The sequence below is a fragment of the Verrucomicrobiia bacterium genome, from assembly GCA_026414565.1.
Lineage (GTDB): Bacteria > Verrucomicrobiota > Verrucomicrobiia > Limisphaerales > Fontisphaeraceae > Fontisphaera.
Map to the genome: position 1 here is coordinate 14178 of JAOAIT010000030.1, position 18686 is coordinate 32863.

Annotated in this window: 17 protein-coding genes; 8 read left to right on the forward strand and 9 right to left on the reverse strand. The window is 64.0% G+C overall.

Going from position 1 to position 18686, the window contains the following annotated elements:
• The first annotated feature begins 76 nt into the window (after nucleotides 1-76).
• Together N3J91_07825 and guaA are read left to right on the forward strand one after the other, a co-directional pair.
• Nucleotides 77-439 carry a hypothetical protein gene (locus N3J91_07825; protein ID MCX8156338.1) on the forward strand — a complete coding sequence of 121 codons (363 nt, stop codon included), beginning with the start codon at nucleotides 77-79 and terminating at the stop codon, nucleotides 437-439.
• Nucleotides 440-603: 164 nt separating this feature from the next.
• Nucleotides 604-2142: a glutamine-hydrolyzing GMP synthase gene (guaA, locus tag N3J91_07830; protein MCX8156339.1), complete on the forward strand. Its 1539-nt coding sequence runs from the start codon at nucleotides 604-606 to the stop codon at nucleotides 2140-2142.
• 12 nt (nucleotides 2143-2154) lie between these two features.
• Here the strand turns inward: guaA and N3J91_07835 are convergent, their stop codons facing one another.
• Both N3J91_07835 and N3J91_07840 read right to left on the reverse strand, forming a co-directional pair.
• Entirely contained in the window at nucleotides 2155-3972 is a 1818-nt protein-coding gene (locus N3J91_07835) for an ABC transporter ATP-binding protein/permease (protein ID MCX8156340.1), read from the reverse strand.
• Between the two features lie 118 nt (nucleotides 3973-4090).
• Nucleotides 4091-4258 carry a hypothetical protein gene (locus N3J91_07840; protein MCX8156341.1) on the reverse strand — a complete coding sequence of 56 codons (168 nt, stop codon included), beginning with the start codon at nucleotides 4256-4258 and terminating at the stop codon, nucleotides 4091-4093.
• Between the two features lie 128 nt (nucleotides 4259-4386).
• Between N3J91_07840 and N3J91_07845 the strand changes: the two genes are divergently transcribed.
• From N3J91_07845 to lptE, 5 genes are read left to right on the forward strand one after another with little or no spacing between them, the layout of a single operon-like run.
• On the forward strand, nucleotides 4387-5124 hold the full coding sequence (locus N3J91_07845) for a radical SAM protein (GenBank protein MCX8156342.1): 738 nt from the start codon (nucleotides 4387-4389) through the stop codon (nucleotides 5122-5124).
• A gap of 8 nt (nucleotides 5125-5132) precedes the next feature.
• Entirely contained in the window at nucleotides 5133-6584 is a 1452-nt protein-coding gene (locus N3J91_07850; protein ID MCX8156343.1) for an aspartate aminotransferase family protein, read from the forward strand.
• 40 nt (nucleotides 6585-6624) lie between these two features.
• Complete coding sequence (gene can / locus N3J91_07855; GenBank protein MCX8156344.1) at nucleotides 6625-7323, forward strand: carbonate dehydratase; 699 nt, start codon at nucleotides 6625-6627, stop codon at nucleotides 7321-7323.
• 17 nt (nucleotides 7324-7340) lie between these two features.
• Entirely contained in the window at nucleotides 7341-8384 is a 1044-nt protein-coding gene (locus N3J91_07860; protein ID MCX8156345.1) for a tetratricopeptide repeat protein, read from the forward strand.
• A 10-nt stretch (nucleotides 8385-8394) separates the two neighbouring features.
• Nucleotides 8395-8916: an LPS assembly lipoprotein LptE gene (gene lptE / locus N3J91_07865; protein MCX8156346.1), complete on the forward strand. Its 522-nt coding sequence runs from the start codon at nucleotides 8395-8397 to the stop codon at nucleotides 8914-8916.
• A gap of 17 nt (nucleotides 8917-8933) precedes the next feature.
• Here lptE and N3J91_07870 read toward each other — a convergent pair whose 3' ends face one another.
• From N3J91_07870 to pyrE, 7 genes are all read right to left on the reverse strand, one after another.
• Nucleotides 8934-10103 (reverse strand): glycosyltransferase family 4 protein, encoded by a 1170-nt coding sequence (locus N3J91_07870; GenBank protein MCX8156347.1) that lies wholly within the window; start codon nucleotides 10101-10103, stop codon nucleotides 8934-8936.
• Nucleotides 10104-10119: 16 nt separating this feature from the next.
• Nucleotides 10120-10884, reverse strand: a complete 765-nt coding sequence (locus N3J91_07875; protein ID MCX8156348.1) for an FkbM family methyltransferase — start codon at nucleotides 10882-10884, stop codon at nucleotides 10120-10122.
• A gap of 21 nt (nucleotides 10885-10905) precedes the next feature.
• Nucleotides 10906-11361, reverse strand: coding sequence for a response regulator (locus tag N3J91_07880; GenBank protein ID MCX8156349.1), 456 nt, complete (start codon nucleotides 11359-11361; stop codon nucleotides 10906-10908).
• Nucleotides 11362-11382: 21 nt separating this feature from the next.
• Nucleotides 11383-13476 carry a PAS domain S-box protein gene (locus N3J91_07885; protein MCX8156350.1) on the reverse strand — a complete coding sequence of 698 codons (2094 nt, stop codon included), beginning with the start codon at nucleotides 13474-13476 and terminating at the stop codon, nucleotides 11383-11385.
• A 170-nt stretch (nucleotides 13477-13646) separates the two neighbouring features.
• A complete protein-coding gene (locus N3J91_07890) occupies nucleotides 13647-15047 on the reverse strand; it encodes a hypothetical protein (GenBank protein MCX8156351.1) in 1401 nt (466 codons plus the stop codon).
• Entirely contained in the window at nucleotides 15044-16186 is a 1143-nt protein-coding gene (locus N3J91_07895) for a M20/M25/M40 family metallo-hydrolase (protein MCX8156352.1), read from the reverse strand. Before N3J91_07895 ends, N3J91_07890 begins: the two co-directional genes overlap by 4 nt.
• Before the next feature lie 21 nt (nucleotides 16187-16207).
• Complete coding sequence (gene pyrE, locus N3J91_07900) at nucleotides 16208-16774, reverse strand: orotate phosphoribosyltransferase (protein MCX8156353.1); 567 nt, start codon at nucleotides 16772-16774, stop codon at nucleotides 16208-16210.
• A 156-nt stretch (nucleotides 16775-16930) separates the two neighbouring features.
• On the opposite strand from pyrE, the gene N3J91_07905 reads away from it, so the two are divergent.
• Entirely contained in the window at nucleotides 16931-18682 is a 1752-nt protein-coding gene (locus N3J91_07905) for a GAF domain-containing protein (protein MCX8156354.1), read from the forward strand.
• The last annotated feature ends 4 nt before the right edge of the window (nucleotides 18683-18686 follow it).

Here is an 18686-nt window from a genome sequence, read left to right on the forward strand (position 1 = left end):
GGACGGACCTGCCGCCAGTCGAATCCGCGGGCAAATCAGGATTGGCGGAAGCGACTGGGTGGCGTATGATAGGCGCATGAAAACGTTTTTAACGGGGCTGGCGGTGCTGGCATTGGTGGGGGCGGTGGGTTGTGAACAAAAAAGCCCGAATCAAAAGGCGCCGGCCACCAACACCGCCGGCAGCGGCAATCCGCTCACCGCGCCGGTGGATTATCTGGGCGCGGCGGCGCAGGCCAAAAGGGTCAGTGAAAAAACGGTGGATTTGGCGGCCTTGCGGCAGGCCATTCAGTTGTTTTATGCGCAGGAGGACCGGTATCCCCGCGATTTGCAGGAATTGGTGAGCGAGAAATACCTGGGCGCCCTGCCGCCGCCCCCGGCGGGCATGGAAATCAAATACAACCCGGCCAACGGCGAGGTTTCCATTGTGCCCAAGAAATAAGCGGCCCGCCGCCGTGGAAGTTCACGATTGTTTGAATTGCATCATGCAGGCGGCCATGACCACCCCTTGGGTTAGCTGGCCTGGCTGGCGGCTGCGGGATGGGGCTCAGCCCTGCTCCTGGTGATTGGCCTCTGAGGTTCAGCGTGATTACGGATTACTGATTCATGGAACACATTGTCATTTTGGATTTTGGCTCGCAATACACGCAGGTGATTGCCCGGCGCATTCGCGAGTGTCAGGTGTTTTGTCTCATCAAACCCTATCACACCCCGGCCGCCGAGCTGGCCGCCCAGAAGCCGGCGGGCATCATTCTGAGCGGCGGGCCGGCCAGTGTGTATGCGGAAAAGGCGCCGCTGCCTGATCCTGGCATTTTTGAGCTGGGGTTGCCGGTGTTGGGCATCTGTTATGGCATGCAGTTGCTGGCGCACTTCCTGGGCGGGCGGGTGGAGCGCGGCCAGCGGCGCGAGTACGGCAAGGGGGTGTTGACGGTGACCGACAACGAATGTCCGTTGTTTCGGAAGTTGCCGCCGGAGTTTCAGGTGTGGAATTCGCATGGAGACCGGCTGACCAAGCTGCCCACCGGCTTCAAGACGGTGGCGGTGACGGCCAACTCGCCGCATGCCGCCATTGAGCATCGCCGTAAAAAGATGTTCGGGCTGCAGTTTCATCCCGAAGTGGTGCATACGCCGCGGGGGATGGAGATCCTCAGCAACTTTGTGCACGGCCTGTGCGGGTGCGGGCGCGGCTGGACGATGCGCAATTACATCGAGCAGGCGGTGGAGGAAATCCGGCAGCAGGTGGGGCGGGAGCGGGTGATCCTGGGGTTGAGCGGCGGGGTGGATTCCAGCGTGGCGGCGGCGCTGATTCACCGGGCCATCGGGGATCAGTTGACGTGCATTTTTGTCAACAACGGCGTGCTGCGGCAGGGTGAGGCGGAGACGGTGCAGGAGGTTTTCGGGCGCCATTTCAAGATCCGGCTGCAATATGAGGATGCCAGCCGGCTGTTTTTGCGGCGGTTGAAAGGCGTGACCGATCCCGAGCGGAAACGGAAGATCATCGGGCGCACCTTCATTGAGGTGTTTGAGGCCGCCACGCAACGCGCTGGCAAGGCGCGGTTTCTGGCCCAGGGGACGTTGTATCCGGACGTGATTGAATCGGTGCCCATCGGGGGCAACCCGGCGGCCCTGATCAAGAGCCATCACAACGTGGGCGGCCTGCCCAAACGGATGAAGTTTCAGCTCGTGGAGCCGCTCAAATGCCTGTTCAAGGACGAAGTCCGGCGGCTGGGCGCCGAGCTGGGGCTGCCCAAGGAAATCGTGTACCGGCAGCCTTTCCCGGGGCCGGGTCTGGCGGTGCGGATCCTGGGGGAGGTGACGCCCAAGCGCCTGGAGATTGTGCGCCATGCCGATGCGATTGTGGTGGAGGAGATGAAGGCCACCGGGTGGTATTATCGCATCTGGCAGAGTTTTGCCGTGCTGCTGCCCGTCCGCAGCGTGGGGGTGATGGGGGATGAACGCACCTATGATTACACCATTGCGGTGCGGGCCGTGGAGTCGCAGGACGGCATGACGGCGGACTGGGTCAAGCTGCCCTACGATTTGCTGGAGCGGCTTTCCAACCGCATCATCAACGAGGTCAACGGCGTCAACCGGGTGGTGCTCGACATTTCCAGCAAACCGCCGGCCACCATTGAATGGGAATAGGCGGGCGGGGCCTTAATCGGCGCCGAGTTTGGCAAAACTTTCCTCGATGAAGGTGGTGTTCTGGATGCGCGCCAGGCGGGCGTAGAGGCCGTCGGCGGCCAGCAGTTCCTCGTGCGTGCCGCGTTCCACGATTTCCCCGTGCCGCAGCACCAGAATCTGATCGGCCTTGAGGATGGTGCTCAGGCGGTGGGCGATCACGAAACTGGTGCGGCCGGCCATCAACCGTTCCAGGGCTTCCTGGATGAGTTTTTCGGTGGCGGTGTCCACGCTGGCGGTGGCCTCGTCCAGGATCAGGATGGGCGCGTCCTTGAGCAGGGCCCGGGCAATGCTCACGCGCTGCTTTTCGCCCACGCTGAGTTTGACGCCGCGTTCGCCCACGTGGGAGTCATAGCCGCGGGGCAGGCGCGCGATGAAGTCGTGGGCATTGGCGGCGCGGGCGGCGGCGATCATTTCCTCCTCGGTGGCGTTGAGTTTGCCATAAAGGATGTTTTCCCGCAGGGTGCCATTGAACAAAAATGATTCCTGACTGACGACCGCGATCTGCCGGCGCAGGGACTCCAGCGTGACGGTGCTGAGGTCCACGCCGTCAATCAGGATGCGCCCCTCGGTAGGCTCGTAAAAGGCCGGCAGCAGGTTGACAAGGGTGGATTTGCCGGCGCCGGTGGGGCCCACCAGCGCGATCATCTGGCCCGGCCGGGCGTGGAGATGGATGTTTTTGAGGATCACCCGTTCGGGGCTGTAACGGAAGCCCACCTGCTCATACACCACCTCGCCCCGCACCCGGCCCAGTTCGCGGGTGCGGCCGGCGGTGCGCTCCGGCGGGGTATCGAGGATGTCAAAAACGCGCTCGCCGGCGGCGCGCGCGCTCTGGAGCATTTGATTCAGGCCATGCAGGCGGCCAATCGGCTCGTAAAAAAGGCCCAGGTAGAAGACAAACTCCACCAGTTGGCCGAGGGAAAGCTCCCCCTGCATGACCTGGCGGCCGCCGGCCCACAACACCAGGGCGATGCCCAGGGAGGAGCAAAAGGCCATGGCGGGGGAGTACAGGGCCCAGGCCAGCATGACCTGCAACATGCCGCGGCGCATGGCCTCGGCGCGCCGGGCGAAACGCTCATCTTCATGGGGCTCGCGGCCGAAGGCCTTGATCTGGCGCACGCCCTGCAGATTGTCCATGAGCAGGGCATTCATGGCGCTGGCGGCCTCGCGCTGGGCGCGGTAGCGTTGATGGGCGGTGAGCGTGTACCACAAGGCTCCGGCCACCAGCAACGGCAGGGGCACCATGGCCACCAGGGCCAGCGTGGGCGAGGCCAGCCACATGATGATCATCACCCCCACCACGCTCAGCAGCGCCACCGTGCCCTGCTCGGTGCCGTCAATGAGCACGCGCTCCACGCTGTTGACATCCTCGATGACTCGCGTCATCAAGTCGCCCGAGGCCCGCTGATCAAACCAGGCCGCGGGCAGGCGTTGCAGGCGGCCGTACACGGCGCGGCGCATGTCGTAAATCACGTTTTGCTCGAAGATGTTGTTGATGCGGATGCGCAGGCTGTTGAAGACCTCCCGCAGGAGAAACGCCCCGGCCAGCGCCAGGCAGACCCAGCCCAGCCGGGCCGTCTGGTTTTTGGCGATGATTTCGTCAATGATATAGCGGGCCAGCTTGGGGTACACGAAGGCGAAGGCCAGCGAGAGCACCGCGCATCCCAGATTGGCCGCCGCCAGGCCGCGGTAGGGGCGCAGAAAGACCCAGACGCGGCGGATGACCTCCCAGGTGGTGCGCGGAGGAACGCGCAACGAGGGGTCACTCAATGCCCGGACAGGATGATGCCGCATCATCTGATGTTAACGACGTCCGAAAGGTAGAGGCGCCGGCTCGCTTTGCCAAGGGGGAACCCAGACTGCCGCGGTTTATACCCCCGGCGGACCGCGCGGGGGACTGCGGAGTCAGGGTTTAATGGGCCGAGGACTGGCCGGCTTCCGGGGGATGGCCTTCGGCAGTGCCGTCGGCCTTTTCGCTGTTTTGGAGCCAGCGGCGGATGACGTACAAGAAGGCTGCCGGCAGCGCAAAGGCAAACAGCACGATCAGAATCAGGTCTATACCAAGCCACGCCAAAATCATAATACGACATCCGCAAGGTGTCTCATGCGTGGCGCGATGTCAAGGCGGGCCGCCGGGCCACGGGGGCCGCCCGCGGGCCGGGCGCGATGGCGAGTTGCCGGTTGGTTAATTTGCCGTATGATGCGGGCATGGCGGCGGCATCGCTGGTGGTGAACGAAATCTTTTTGAGTGTGCAAGGCGAAAGTACTTTCGCCGGGCTGCCGTGTGTTTTCGTGCGCCTGACCGCCTGTCCGCTGCGGTGTTCCTATTGCGATACCGCTTATGCGTTCACGGAAGGCCGGCGGCTGGAGCTGAAGGAGATTATGCAGGAGGTGCGAAGGCTGGCGGCGCCGTGGCGGGAGCGGGGCGGTCTGCTGCCCCTGCCCCTGGTGGAGGTCACCGGCGGCGAGCCGCTGGCGCAACCCCAGAGCCTGCCCCTGCTGGCGGCCTTGTGCGATGCCGGGTATGTCACGCTGCTGGAGACCAGCGGCGCGCTGGACATTGCGCCGGTGGATGGCCGGGTGCGGCGCATTGTGGACCTTAAATGCCCCGGCAGCGGGGAGGCGGCGCGCAACCGTTGGGAAAATCTCAAGCATCTTAAAGCCACAGATGAACTGAAATTCGTCATCACTTCCCATCAGGATTATGAATGGGCCCGCGAGCAGGTGACCAGCCGGCGGCTGGCGGAGCTTTGCCCGGTGCTGTTTTCATGGGCGGCCCCGTTGACGGAGGCGCAGCGGGATCCTTCGCTCAAGCCGTTGCCTGCAGGCCATGTGCCGCTCAGCCGGCAGGAGCTGGCGGGGCGCATTCTGGCCGACGGCCTGCCGGTGCGTTTCCAAACCCAGTTGCACAAAATCATTTGGGCCCCCGATCAGCGGGGTGTCTGATCCAGACCATGCCGCGCAAAGATTATGCCTACGGGTCGGTGAGCCGCAAAACCTTGGAGCGGCTTCACCGCTATGAATCGCCCAACGTCACCTTCATTGCCCCGGATGGTTCGTGGCCCATCGTATGGGAGCGGGCGCATGGTTTGCACGTGTGGGATGCGGAGGGGCGAAAGTATCTGGATCTGACGGCTGCGTTTGGGGTGGCGGCGGCGGGGCACGCCAACAGGCGCGTGGTCAAGGCGGCTCAACAACAACTGGAACGGCTGCCCCACGCCATGGGCGATGTGCATCCCCATCCCCTCAAAGCGGAGCTGGCCCAAACCTTGAGCCGGCTGACCTTTGAACGCTGGAAAAACAAATGTTCCCATCCGCTCAAAAAAATCCGCTCCTGGTGGGGCAAAACCATTTTTTGCAACTCTGGTTTTGAGGCTGTGGAAGCAGCGCTGAAGACCGCCCATCTGGCCACGGGCCGGCGCGGTATAATTGCCTTTGAAGGGGGGTATCATGGATTGGGCTACGGCGCGCTGAATGCCACGCATCGCCCCTTCTTTCGGCAACCCTTTCTCTCCCAGTTGGCGCAATTTGGTCAATTTGTGCCTTTTCCCATCGGGAACGAACATGATGTGTTGGGCAGTCCGCCGGTCGTGCTGTCGGTTATGCCCATTTCGACAGCACGCGGCAGGGAAGGAGCCAAACAGAGCCCGCTGGGACAGGTCGAAGCCCTGCTGGAGAGTGGCGAGGTGGGGGCGGTCTTGGTTGAACCCATCCAGGCCCGCGGGGGCATTCGCCTTCCGCCCTGGCATTTTCTGCCGGACTTGCGGCAGTTATGCGATCGTTACGAAGCGCTCTTGATCGTGGATGAGATCTACACGGGTTTTGGCCGCACGGGGGCGTGGTTTGCGTGTGAGCACAACTGGGTGGTTCCGGACTTGATCTGCCTGGGCAAAGCATTGACCGGGGGATTTCCCTTGTCGGCGTGTGTGGGCCATGCCGGGTTGATGAACCGGGCATGGCCGCCCAGCCGGGGCGAGGCCATCCACACCAGCACGTTTCTGGGCAATCCGGTGGGATGTGCCATGGCCCTGGCCCATCTGCGCGAGATTGAGGAGAAAAATCTGGTGCAGCACAGCGCACGAGTGGGGGCGGCGTTCCTGGCCGAGCTTAAAACCTTGGAGCCGCGCTGCGGGGCCTTGGAAGTGAAGGCCCGGGGGTTGGGATTGATGTTGGGCCTGGAGCTGCGCCGGGAGGGCCAGCCGGCGGGGGCGGAGGCGATGCAGGTGGTCAAGCAGATGTTGCACCGCGGATTTATCGTCCTGCCTGAGGGCGAGCATGGGGAGGTCATCAGCTTCACGCCGCCCTTGATCATCAAGGAGGAGCACGCGCGCAAAACCGTGCGGGCCCTGCGCGAGATTCTAGAAAAATTGCCGGTGGCGGCAGGGAAGGGCCGGCCGGCTGCATAAAAGTTTTGGCGTTTGGGGCGTGGTTTATTAAGTTGTGGCCATGCGCACGCTTCAGTCCCTGCTTGTCAACAATCAAAAATGGGCCCGGCAAATGGAGGCCCGCCAGCCCGGTTTTTTTGCCACTTTGGCCCGGCAGCAACGGCCCAAGTTCCTGTGGATCGGTTGTGCCGACAGCCGGGTGCCGGCCAATGAAATTACCGGCCTTCTGCCCGGCGAGATGTTTGTGCATCGCAACATCGCCAATGTGGTGGCTCCCAGCGACATGAACAGCCTGGCGGTCATTCAATTTGCCGTGGAGGTTTTGAAGGTGGAGCACATCATTGTATGCGGCCACTACGGTTGCGGCGGGGTGCAGGCGGCCTTGCGGGGGGACCGGCTGGGACTGGTGGATCACTGGCTGCGGCAGGTGCGGCAGGTGGCGGAGCAGCATCAGGCGCGCCTTGCCGCCCTGCCCGACGACGCCGCGAAAGTCCTGCGTCTGTGCGAGCTGAACGTGCTGGAGCAGGCGTTGCATGTGAGCCAGTGCCCGGTGGTGCAGGATGCCTGGCAGCGTGGCCAGGTGCTCTCCGTGCATGCCTGGATTTACGCCCTGGAAGATGGCCTGCTGCGGGACCTGGGGTATTGCGTCACTCGCAGTGACGAGGTGGGGCCATGGCATGCCACCGCGCTGGCCGCGGCCGACCAGCGGCCAGCGGGCCAGCCGGCGCCCGTGCCGCCCCTTGACTTGGGTGCGCCGTAACAGTACGGTTGCGCTTTATGAATTGTTGGACAATGCGCTGGTTGTGGGTGGTGGCAGTGCTGCTGGCCTTCACCTTTGAATCACCGGCTCCGCTGGTGTACAAGCCGGGGGAAGGATGGTATTACGAGCCGGTAGGCTCGAAGGGGGAATGGGTCAAAGGCCGCGCCAAAGACCAGCTCGAGGTGGCCAAACAGGCGTTTGAAAAGAGGGATTACAGCCTGGCCCTGCGGGCGGCGCGCCGCACGGTGGCCCAATGGCCGCTGTCAGATTATGCCCCGGAGGCTCAATATTACGTGGCGCGCTGCTATGAGGCCAAAGGCAACGGGGAGAAGGCCTTTCGCGAGTACCAGAAGTTGTTGGAAAAATATCCGAAGTACGAAAAGTACGAGGAGGTGATGCAGCGGCAGTTTGAGATTGCCAACAGCTACCTGGCGGGCAAGTGGTTCCGGGTGCTGGGTTTGGTGCCGTTGTACCGGTCCATGGACAAGACGGCGGAGATGTACGAGAAAATCATTCAGAATGGGCCGTACACGGACATTTCTGCGCAGGCGCAGATGAAGATCGGGCAGGCGCATGAGAACAAGCGCGGGTTGTTCAAGAAGGCGCCGGACAACTTCAGCGCCGCCAAGGCTTATGAGCGCGCCGCCGATCGTTACTACGATCGGAAGGAAATCGCCGCCGATGCCACCTTCAAACAGGGGCTGGCCTACATGCGCCAATCCCAAACCTCCGAGTACGATCAAAACGCCGCCAACATGGCGGTGGCCACGTTCACTGATTTCATCACGCTGTTTCCGGATGATCCGCGGGTGCCGGAAGCGCGGAAGAACATTGAATTATTGCGCACAGAGCAGGCGCGGGGAAGCTTCCAGGTGGCCCGGTTCTACGACAAACGCAAGCGCTACGAGGGCGCGCGCATTTACTACAATGAATGCCTGGCCATGGATCCGAAGTCGCCTTTCGCTGAGACTGCCCGCAAACGCCTGGAGGTTCTGAACAAGATGCTGGGGCCGCGCCAGGAAAGCGCTCCGGCCGAGAAACCGGCGGCGGAAGCCAAGTAACAGGGAAGGTATGAGGTCCCGCAGCCGCGTATTTTGGGCAGGGTGGTGCATTCTGGTGGTGGGCCTCACCGGGTGCGCGGGTTATCGGTTGGGCCCCAGCAACGGGCTGGCCGCGGGCGAGCGCAGCATCTTCGTCAAACCTTTCCAAAATCAAACCATGGAACCCCGGCTGGGTGAGCCGGTGACGCACGCGCTGCGCAAGAGCTTGCAGCAGGACGGGACGTTTCACCTGAACACGGATGGTGACGCCGACATTGTGGTCACGGGGACGGTGACGCGATTTTCCCGCTCGCCGGTGAGTTTTCAACCGCAGGATTTGGTCAGTGTGCAGGATTACGCGCTTTCCATCACCGCCCGCGTCAAGGCGGTGGAAAGGGCCTCCGGGAAGGTCATTTTGGATCGGGAAGTCACCGGCACCACCACGGTGCGGGTGGGCGCGGATTTGAACAGCACGGAGCGCCAGGCCACGCCGCTGCTGGCGCAGGACCTGGCGCGGCGCATTACGGCGCTGCTGACGGATGGGGATTGGTGAGGGGCGCCGCCCCGGGATCAATCTCGCCCGGTGATTTTTTCCAGCAGGGCGCGCATGCGTTGCGCCGCCCTGGGCCAGTTGAGGCGGCGCTGGTATTCGAGGAAGGCGTTGCGCGCCAGCAAGCGATATTCGTAATAACGCCGCATGAGCCGTTCAATCTGGTAGGCGTAGAGGTCGGGCCCGGCGCTGGCCGGAAAGGTGTGGCCGTTCAAACCTTCGCGGATAATGGAGGGTACCCCGCCCACTGCCGTGGCCAGACTGGGCAGGCCAAAGGAGGCGGCCTCACAAAACACGATGCCATACGCTTCGGCCCGCGTGGGGAGGAGCAAAAAATGCGATTCGGCAAACAGCCGGTCCAATTCCGCCCGCCCGGCAGCGGTGCTTTTGTCAATAAAACCGCGAACCTTGACGTAGGCCGGCACGGCCTGACCGTGCGGCGGACGGCTGCCCACCAACGTCAGCTCGGTGGGCAGGCCCAGGGCGTTCAGGCGGGCGGCCACAGCCATGGCGAGATCGCCGCCTTTGCGCTCCCAGAGGCGTCCCACAAAGAGCAGGCGGCAGGGGGACTCCGGCCGGGCGGCGATGAGGGCTTCGATGTCCGCCAGCGTCCGATGGCACTCCAGATTGGCGCCGAAGGGGATGACATGCACCTTGTGGGGGTCCACACCGTAATGCCGCAGGGCGCTTTCGGCGGCCCAGTCCGTGGCAAAGACCGCCAGGCGGCAGCGTTGCAGCACGGTGCGATCAATCCATTCGCCGGCCTTGAGGGTGGCGGCGCAAAGGTTTTGATAATCGGGGTAAAAATTGCGCATGCGGATGAACGTGCCATCCGTCCAGACCACCAGCGGCAGGTTGGTTTCCAAAAAGGCGAGGTGGTCGCCAAAAGAGCCCAGGACGACGTCCGCCGGTTGTTGGGCCACCGCCGCGGTGACCGCCCGCCCCAGTGCTTTGGCCCGGCCCAAATCGTACAAGGCCAGATAATTTTGGCGCAGGAGACGGCGGTAGAAGTGGTATTTAAAGTGCCGCCACCAATGGCCGGGGACGTGAAAGGGGCCCAGATGCCGCACGTTCAGGCCGGCCTGGGCCAGCGACTGGCCCATGAAATGGGTGGTGCCGGACCAGTGCCGCACATCCCCGGGGGCGCAGCCCGCCACGTACGCGACTGTCAGAGGAGAGGAGGAAGCCATGCGCGGGTGGAGGTGGTTAAGAGGCTGGGGAGGGTGGATGGCTGAGGAAAAGGGCATCGGCCCATTTGGCAGTGCCATCTGGCGCCCGGTTTATCTCATAAAGCCCCACCAGGTGGTAATGTCGTTGCCACAGGAATTCATAGATTTCATGGAAATAGGCCTGGTCTTCATAAAGCGGAACGAACAACACTTCCACCAGCAGGCATCGGAGACGGTGTTCTGCCAACAATCCGCCTGCTCCCTGCAATATGCGCAGGTCATACCCTTGGGCGTCCACCTTCAGTAAATCAATGTGGGTAAGGGCATGTTCTCTGCAAAAGGAATCCAGCCGGCGCACGGGCACTTGCTGCGTGCCCAGCGTCTCCTGCCAGCCGCCCGGCTCATATTGTTTGGCTGCCGGGGCGGTGGCCAAAAGCGAATTGGTGACGTCCACCTTGTTCAAATAAAAAGTTTTGGTGCCGTCCGTTTCCCCCAGGGCCAGGCAGTGCGGCGTAACGTTGGGGTGGGCTGCCGCCCGCTCCTGCAAGGCGGCAAAGACCTGGGGGAAAGGCTCGAAGGCGTGGATGCGGGCCTGGGGAAATTTCTCCAAAAGCCGGCCCAGGAACTGGCCGCGGTTGGCGCCGACATCGAAAATGAGCTGGGGCGGCCGCGTGCGGCAGATGGTTTGTACGTCATTGAGAGGATCGCGGCCCCATTCGCGCTGGTTGACCAGGTCATAGCCCAGGCGGGCCAACCCTGCCCGCAAGGCGCGACGCACAGCGGGCGGGATGAGGCGTTTCATGGGCGGGGGGTGCGGAATTTTTCAGACGGCGGTGCCCGGTGCGGTTCCTTCCTGGGGGCCTGCGGGGGGCGGATTCACCGCGTTTTCCGGGACTGCGGCCACCTCGGGGATGTGCCGGGCAATGCAGGCTTCAAGCTGTTCGAGCGTCACCGGTTTGGCCAGAAAGAACAGCCCGCCGCGGGTGCCGCCGGTGTCGCCCACCTCGCGTTTGGAGACGGTGGCGGTCAGGAAAACGATGGGGACATCCTTGAGACGGTTGTCCGCCTGAATGTGGGCGGCAACTTCGCCGCCGTCGGCATCGGGCATGATGACGTCTAGGAAAATCAGATGCGGCTTGAACTCCCGCGCGGCGGCGGCCCCCCGGCGTCCCCGGTTTTCCTCGCGCACCTCATATTTGCCCGTTTTTTCGAGGTTGAGGCGCACCATCCGGGTGAACGTCGCTTCGTCATCAATGATCAATATGCGTTTTTTTTCCATACGGGCCGCCGGCGAGGCGGGTCATATTTTGAAGGTGATGACCACCTGCACGCCGCCTTCCTGACGATTAGAAATGTGGAGGTCAGCTCCGTGCATTTCAAGGATTTTCTTGGAAACAGCCAGTCCCAGGCCGGTGCCTTTGCCGGCGGGTTTGGTGGTGAAGAAGGGCTCGTAGAGGCGCGCCATCATTTCGGCGGGAATGCCGATGCCTGTATCCTCAATCAGCACCTCCACCACCTGGTTGCCGGGGTGAAAACGCTCGCCGCCGCGCACGCTCATGGCGGCGCCCTCCCGCGGGGCCAGGGTGCGGGCCCGCGTGGTGACGGTGAGCACGCCGCCTTCGGGCATGGCCTGCAGGGCGTTCATGAAGAGATTGACGAGCACCTGCTCGATTTTATTCCGGTCCATGGGCACCGGGGGGAGGTCGGGCGCCAGGCGCTTGACCACCTGCACCCCCACTTTGGAGAAATCGTGGCGCATCAAGGCCAGCGGCTGCTCGATGACGGTGTTGAGGTTTTCCGGTTTCACCCCGAGTTCCTGGGCCGCCGCGAAGTCCAGCAGGCTGCGGATGACGCCATCGGCCCGCGTCAGGGCCACGCGCATGTCCTCCAGCACCAATTTGACGTCCTCCAATTTGCCGGCCGGGGTGCCTTCCAGGTATTCGATGCCGGAGAGCAGGATGGCGAGGGGATTTTTGACTTCATGGGCCAGGCCGGCGGCCAGGCGGCCCACGGTTTCCATTTTCTCGGCGCGGATGAGCAGCATTTGCGCGGCCTTTAATTCTTCGTGGGACTTGTTGAGGTCCTGGAGCGCCCGCATCAACTGATCGCGGCTGGCGGAGAGCTCCAGGTTGGCCTGGCGCAGTTTTTCCTCGGCTTCCTTGCGCTCGGTGATGTCGGAAATCAGGCCGTCATAAGCCACCACCTCGCCCTGCTCATTTTTACGGGGCACCTGGGTGTTGCGGACCCAGCGCACAGAGCCATCGCGATGGATGATGCGATGCTCCAGAGGCTCCGTATGGCCGGCGCGGATTTGATCGAGCATTTTCACCACCTTTTCCCGGTCCTCGGGGTGGATCATCAGATACCAGAGATACGGCGCCTCGGCGTAGTCCTCCGGGGAGTAGCCGGTAACGGCCAGACAGCCCGGGCCGTGGCGGGTGGCGAAAGGTTTCCCATCGCGAAATTCCACGGTGTAGATGTAATCGGTGACACTGTTGAGCAGAGTGCGGTAACGTTCTTCGCTCTGGCGGAGGGCTTCCTCGGCCTCGCGGCTGGCGGTGATGTCCCAGAAAATGCCTTGAACACCGATGATTTTGCCCGAGGCATCGCGGATGGGCGTTTTGCACACGTGCACGTAAATCTTGCGGCCGCCGGGGGGCTGGTTGATCTCCACGGTTTCAAAGGCCTCCCCCGTCTGGATGACGCGGCGGTCATCCTCCTGATATTTCGCCGCCAGCTCAGGCGGAAAAAAATCATAATCGGTGCGGCCAATCACCTCCTCGAGCGGGCGGCCGAGGAGTTGACAGAAGCGGTGGTTTGCAAATGAAAACCGCAAATCCAGCTCCTTGCGAAAGATGTTCTGGGGCAGGTTTTCGACCAGGCTATGGTAAAACGCCTCGGATTGACGCAGTTTTTCCTCGGCCCGTTTCTGCTCGGAATTGTCGCGGGCGATGATGGCGGCGCCGCGGACTGGCAGATGGGGGCGGGTGCGGATGGGGGAGAGGGTGAGGGCCACATGCAGGGGCGGACCCTCCTTGCGGGGCAGCTCGATTTCGTAGCGGCTGAGGTGTTCACCACGTTTCAGGCGTTCGAGAATGACGGCCGCTTCGCCGCGGCGGTTGGGGGGAAACAGCGATTGAAACGGCTGTCCCAGTGCCTGCGCCGCGGTCAGTCCGAAAATGCGTTCGGCGGCTGGATTCCAACTGTTGATGGTGCCGTCCCGGCGCAGGCTGAAAATGGCATCGTCGCTGTGCTGCACCACGATGGCTAGTTGGTGCCACAAGGCGTTGCCGGCTGGTCCAGTTTTGCGAGCGGAGGAGACGTCACGGCGCCGGCGGGTTTTGCCGGGCGGCGGCAACTTGGCAGGAGGGGACTTGGAACGGGAGGAGGCCATAGGGGTGGAGCAGTCAGGCAGGGGGCGGCGGTGGGGGCCGCAGCCCGGGCCGGGCATTCGTCCGCGCTGGATGCATATCAGAGGGCACAACGCCTGGCGCGAAGCATAATGGATTGGCGCAGGGATGCAATCTTTGGCCCGCGCCAGGGGGTGGTGGGAATGGCGGCAGCCTAGTACTGGTCTCCGGAAATGGGGCCGGGGGCCAGATCAGCCGGGCTGGTGTCCTGGCCGCGAAAAGTGAACCAGGCGCAGATGCCCAGAAACAGAAGACTGAACCAGCCCAACCGCTGAATGACCCATTTGAAATGGTGGTAGGAGCCGTCCGCCACTGGGGCGGGGGCCCCGGTGGCCAGCATGGCGAAATAGGCGGTGATGAGCAGCAGCAGCCAGGGGACGACGCGGTACTTTTGGCGGGCCAGCAGGTTGTTGAGCAGCACATTGCCCAGGGCTAAGGGCAGCATGCACCAGACAAACCAGGGGATCAAGGTGGCCAGGACGTGGACGCTGGTGGCGCTGCCACGCAAAGCTTTGAGCATGCCGGCCGGCAGCCAGGCGGGATTAAATTCAGGGTGTGCCACCACATACGCCATGCCCCAGGCCAGCAGGGTGCAGGCGGTGGCTGCCAGCACCCCCAGCGCGGCCACGGAGGCCAGGGTCACGAGCATCACCTGGCTGCGCCGGCCCAGAGCCTGGCTGCGCACCACCTTGGGAAACATGACCACAGCCAGCGGGGCGGTGAACATGACCAGGCCGCGCCCGATGGTGCCGGCGGCATTGTAATTGCCGGTTTGGTCTTCCAGGTAAAAAGTGCGCACCAGCAACACATCCACACTGAACAAAAACTGAAAGGCCCCCAGCCCCAGGGTCAGCGGAATAACCACCCGCAGCCACGGCCCCCAGACAAAAGGCGCCCGGGCCTTGCCGGCCCAAACGTGGCGGGTGCGCCATCCGGCCAGCACGACGGAAGCGGCAATGCCCAGCAGGGCGCCCAAGAGTGCCGCCGTGGCAGTGGGCGGCGGGCTGAGCCAGACGGCCAGAAACACCAGGGACAGGGCGGTCACCAGTCGGCCGGCGCCATTGGTGATGAGCGCCCAGCCGAGCCAGAAGAAGTCCTGGCGTCCCTGCAGCACCCCAAAGAGGACCGGCTGCCAGAGCAGGCACAGGGTGAAGAGCACCACAATCCATAATGCCAGGGGTTGATGAATGGCCCAGGTGCTTTGAATCCAGTCACGGAAAACAAACACTCCCCCCGCAAAGATCAGCCAGGCCACCAACGCCCAGCCCAGCACCGTGCGCACGGTGCCCGCCAGCCGCGCCTCGTCCTCGGGAGTGAGGGCGGCGGCGGTTTGGTGGGCGAAGGTGGTTTGCAGCCCCAGCGCCGGAATGGTCAGCACATTGAGCATGGCCAGCAGGGTGGTGAACAGGCCATATTCCCGGGGGCCAAGGATGGGGTAGATGACGTGCACCGCAAACATGCAAACGCCGCCCAACAAAGTGGCACTGACCATCCAGCCGCTCTGCCGGAAGAAGTTGGCGCGCGATTCCTTGCCGGATGGCTGGGCGGTGCTCATGGCGCCAGGGAGGAGAGAAAACGGCGCAAAACCGCCGTGGCCTGCCGGACCTGGGCCAGGCTCACGTATTCATCCACCGTGTGCGCCTGCGCCACGTGGCCGGGGCCAAAGACGACAGCGGGAGTGCCGGCGGCGGCGAGGATGGCGGCATCGCAAAAGAAAGGCGCGCCCGTAGGCCGGGCACAGCGGGCGGCCTGCATCAACTGCCGGACGAGCGGCAGGGAGGCGGGCGTGCAGAGGGCGGGGCAGGGGACGGGCTTCAGGTTGGCCACCGTCACTCCGCGCAGTCCCGCCCGGCGGAGCCACTCTTGCATTTCGCGGGCGGCAGTGGCGGCGGTTTCGCCGGGCAACAGGCGGCGGTCCAGTGTGAGGGTGCAGTGGTCAGGCACAATGTTGGGCTGGGTGCCGCCTTCAATGCGTCCTAGGCTCAGGGTGGGATGACCAAGCAAAGAATGGCAGCGCCGGCGCAGGCAGTTTTGGCCGGTGGTGCTGAGCACTTGTATGACCCGGCCCATGGCCTCCACCGCGTTGCGGCCCTTTTCGGGGGTGGAGCCGTGGGCGGCCCGGCCGCGGGTGGTGATTTGCAGCCAGGCGTTGCCCTTGTGGGCGGTGACCACCCGGCAGGCGGTCGGCTCGCCGATGATGGCCAGGTCGGCCCGGCGGCCGCTGGCGGCCGCGGCGCGTGAGCCGGCCTGATGGTATTCTTCATCCACCAGGGCCAGCAGAACCATCTCCACCCCGGCGGGACGCGGCCCATGGCGGGCGATGTCGAGCAGGGCGGCGAGCATGGCCGCCACCGAGCCTTTGGTATCGCAGGCCCCGCGGCCATACAACCGGCCGTTGCGCACCACTGGCCGCAGTTGCGCGGGGTCTGCCGGCGGGACGGTGTCCAAATGCGGGGCCAGCCAGACGCGCCGGCGCACGGGGCCGGAGGGGGCAAGGCGCAACCAGAGGTTGAAGCGTCCGGGGGCTGCCTCCTGTCTTTCCACCTCCAACCCCCCGGCGGCGGCCACGGCGGTCAGGAAATCCGCCACCTGGCGCTCGCCATCCGCCGGACTCCCTGGGGGGAGCAGCGAGGGATTCACGCTGGGAAGGGCCACCAGCTCGCGCAGCAGGAGGATGGGATCAGTGGGATTCACGAAAAGCGGTAAGCGGCGCGGTTACTTGCTGCCGGGCTTCACTGGTGGGATGGCGGCCAGGTCGGGCGGCAATTGCTCCGGAGCAAACGTTTCCACGTGCATTTTGATCAGGCTGTGGAACGGCACCCCAAAATCCACCGTGCCGTTGGAACGATCCACCAGCACCGCCACGGCCACCGGCACGCCGCCGTGCTGGCGGACGATGTCGAGGGTCTCCTGCACCCGCCCGCCCTTGGTGACCACGTCCTCCACCACCAGGAGGCGCTCGCCGGGGGAGATGGTGAAGCCGCGGCGCAGGACGAGTTTGCCTTCTTCCTTTTCGGCAAAAATGAAACGGCAGCGCAACTGGCGGGCAACCTCCTGGCCGATGACCAGCCCCCCCATCGCCGGGGCGATGACCGTGGCCGCGTTCAGGTGACGGACTTGGGCGGCCAACGCGGCGCCGAAGCGCTCCACGGTCGGCATGTATTGCAGGGCCAGCGCGCATTGGAAGTATTGGCGGCTGCGGAGGCCGCTGCGCAAAATGAAATGGCCTTCGAGCAGGGCGCCGGTCTCGCGAAAAATCTGTAAGGCTTCCGTTGCAGTCATGGCGTGGCATGGTAAGGGGGCCGGACGGCTTTGCCAAGCAGACCTTTTTCCACCAGCCAAGCCTGCGCGCCGGCTGCGGCGGGGTCACCGGGTCCCTGCCCTGCGGAAATCTTTATTGGCCTGCCAATCTGCGTTTTTTGTGGTTTATTGAAGTCCGTGAACGAGGCCTCGGATGAATGGCGACGGCGTTATGAGCGCCTGCAACGGTTGTATCAGGTCAGCCAGGTACTGCACTCCACCCTGGAGCCGCAGCGGGCCCTGGAGCTGATTGTGGAGCAGGCGGTGCAGCTTACCGGCGCCACCAGCGGCTCGCTGGTGTTGCTCAATCCCCACACCGGTTTTCTGGAGATCGAGGCCGCCTGCGGCCTGCCGCCCGAAGCGCGCCGACTGAAGTTGCGCGCGGGCGAGGGGATCACGGGCTGGGTGGTGCGCACCGGCCAGCCGGCGCTGGTGGGTGATGTGCGCCAGGATCCCCGTTATGTGATGGCCCACCCGGCGGTGCGCTCTGAGCTGGCCGTGCCCCTGGCCATGGGCGAGGAGGTGCGCGGCCTGCTAAATGTGGATTCGGAAAAACTCCACGCCTTTACGTTGGAAGACCAGTCCCTGCTGGAGGAGCTTTCGGCCCATGCCGCCCAGGTGATCCGCCAGACCTGGCAATACGAGCAATACCGCCTGAAGGCGCGCTTGTTTGAGAGCCTGGTGGCGGTGAGCCAGATCATCAACTCCACCGTGAATTTGGACGAGGCGCTGGCCGCGATCACCCAACAGGCCTGCCAGCTCATGCAGGCCCGGCTCAGCTCGCTGCTGTTGCTCGACGAGACGGGGCGCTGGCTGGATTTGCGCGCGGCGCACGGCGCCGGGCCGGACTACGTCAACAAGCCGCGGTTAAATGTGGAGGACAGCCTGGTGGGCTCGGTGGTGCGGCGGCGCAAGGTGTTGCAGGTGGAGAACGTGCAAATCTCCCAGCGTTACCAGCATGTGGAGGTGGCCGCCCGCGAAGGGCTGGTCTCGCTCCTGAGCGCGCCGTTGATGTTTGGCCAGCGGTGCCTGGGGGTGCTGAATGTGTACACCAGCCGGCCGCACGTGTTTTCCAACGAGGAAATCCGCATCCTCACCGCCCTGGCCGGTTTGTCCGCCGTGGCCATCGAAAAGGCGCGGCTGTACGAGCGGGTGGTGGACCTGGAAGAGGCCCTGCGGCAGGCGGAAAAATTCAGTGCCCTGGGGTTACTGGCCGGCGAGGTGGCCCACGAAATCCGCAATCCGCTCACGGTGATCAAGATGTTGTTTCATTCGTTGAATCTGCGGTTTCCCCCGAAGGATCCGCGGGCCACGGACGTGCGGATCATCACCGAAAAGATGGAGCAGTTGGATCGCACGGTGGAGCGGGTGTTGAGCTTTGCCCGGAGCGCCGAACCGCAATTTGGCCCGGTGTCGCTGGAGCAGGTGCTGGACGAGCTGGCGTTGCTGGTGCGGCACAAGCTGCGGCAGCAAAACATTGTCTGGCAACGCCAGCTTGAGCCTGGTCTGCCGCCCATCTGGGCCGATGCCACGCAGTTGGGGCAGGCCCTGCTCAATCTCGTCCTCAACGCCGTGCAGGCCATGCCGCAGGGGGGTGAGCTGACCGTGGCGGCCCGCCGGCTGCCCCGGGACACCGCGCGCCCGCCCACGCACGTGTGCCTCGAAGTGACGGATACCGGCGAGGGCATGAGCGCTGAGCAATGCCGGCGCGCTTTTACGCCCCTGTTGAGCACCACCCGCGCCAAAGGCACCGGTCTGGGGCTGGTGTTGGTGGGACGCATTGTCGAAGCGCATCAGGGACGCATCCAGGTCACGTCGCGGCCGGGCAAGGGGACGCGCTTCCGGCTGACCCTGCCGGTGGCCCACGCGGGGCCGGGGGAAAAGGCTTGAGTTT

What these genes read in the sequence shown, in the direction of transcription:
- N3J91_07825 (MCX8156338.1), top strand. Translation starts at nt 77, where the DNA reads ATGAAAACGTTTTTAACGGGGCTGGCGGTGCTGGCATTGGTGGGGGCG.
- guaA (MCX8156339.1), top strand. Translation starts at nt 604, where the DNA reads ATGGAACACATTGTCATTTTGGATTTTGGCTCGCAATACACGCAGGTG.
- N3J91_07835 (MCX8156340.1), bottom strand. Translation starts at nt 3,972, where the DNA reads ATGCGGCATCATCCTGTCCGGGCATTGAGTGACCCCTCGTTGCGCGTT.
- N3J91_07840 (MCX8156341.1), bottom strand. Translation starts at nt 4,258, where the DNA reads ATGATTTTGGCGTGGCTTGGTATAGACCTGATTCTGATCGTGCTGTTT.
- N3J91_07845 (MCX8156342.1), top strand. Translation starts at nt 4,387, where the DNA reads ATGGCGGCGGCATCGCTGGTGGTGAACGAAATCTTTTTGAGTGTGCAA.
- N3J91_07850 (MCX8156343.1), top strand. Translation starts at nt 5,133, where the DNA reads ATGCCGCGCAAAGATTATGCCTACGGGTCGGTGAGCCGCAAAACCTTG.
- can (MCX8156344.1), top strand. Translation starts at nt 6,625, where the DNA reads ATGCGCACGCTTCAGTCCCTGCTTGTCAACAATCAAAAATGGGCCCGG.
- N3J91_07860 (MCX8156345.1), top strand. Translation starts at nt 7,341, where the DNA reads ATGAATTGTTGGACAATGCGCTGGTTGTGGGTGGTGGCAGTGCTGCTG.
- lptE (MCX8156346.1), top strand. Translation starts at nt 8,395, where the DNA reads ATGAGGTCCCGCAGCCGCGTATTTTGGGCAGGGTGGTGCATTCTGGTG.
- N3J91_07870 (MCX8156347.1), bottom strand. Translation starts at nt 10,103, where the DNA reads ATGGCTTCCTCCTCTCCTCTGACAGTCGCGTACGTGGCGGGCTGCGCC.
- N3J91_07875 (MCX8156348.1), bottom strand. Translation starts at nt 10,884, where the DNA reads ATGAAACGCCTCATCCCGCCCGCTGTGCGTCGCGCCTTGCGGGCAGGG.
- N3J91_07880 (MCX8156349.1), bottom strand. Translation starts at nt 11,361, where the DNA reads ATGGAAAAAAAACGCATATTGATCATTGATGACGAAGCGACGTTCACC.
- N3J91_07885 (MCX8156350.1), bottom strand. Translation starts at nt 13,476, where the DNA reads ATGGCCTCCTCCCGTTCCAAGTCCCCTCCTGCCAAGTTGCCGCCGCCC.
- N3J91_07890 (MCX8156351.1), bottom strand. Translation starts at nt 15,047, where the DNA reads ATGAGCACCGCCCAGCCATCCGGCAAGGAATCGCGCGCCAACTTCTTC.
- pyrE (MCX8156353.1), bottom strand. Translation starts at nt 16,774, where the DNA reads ATGACTGCAACGGAAGCCTTACAGATTTTTCGCGAGACCGGCGCCCTG.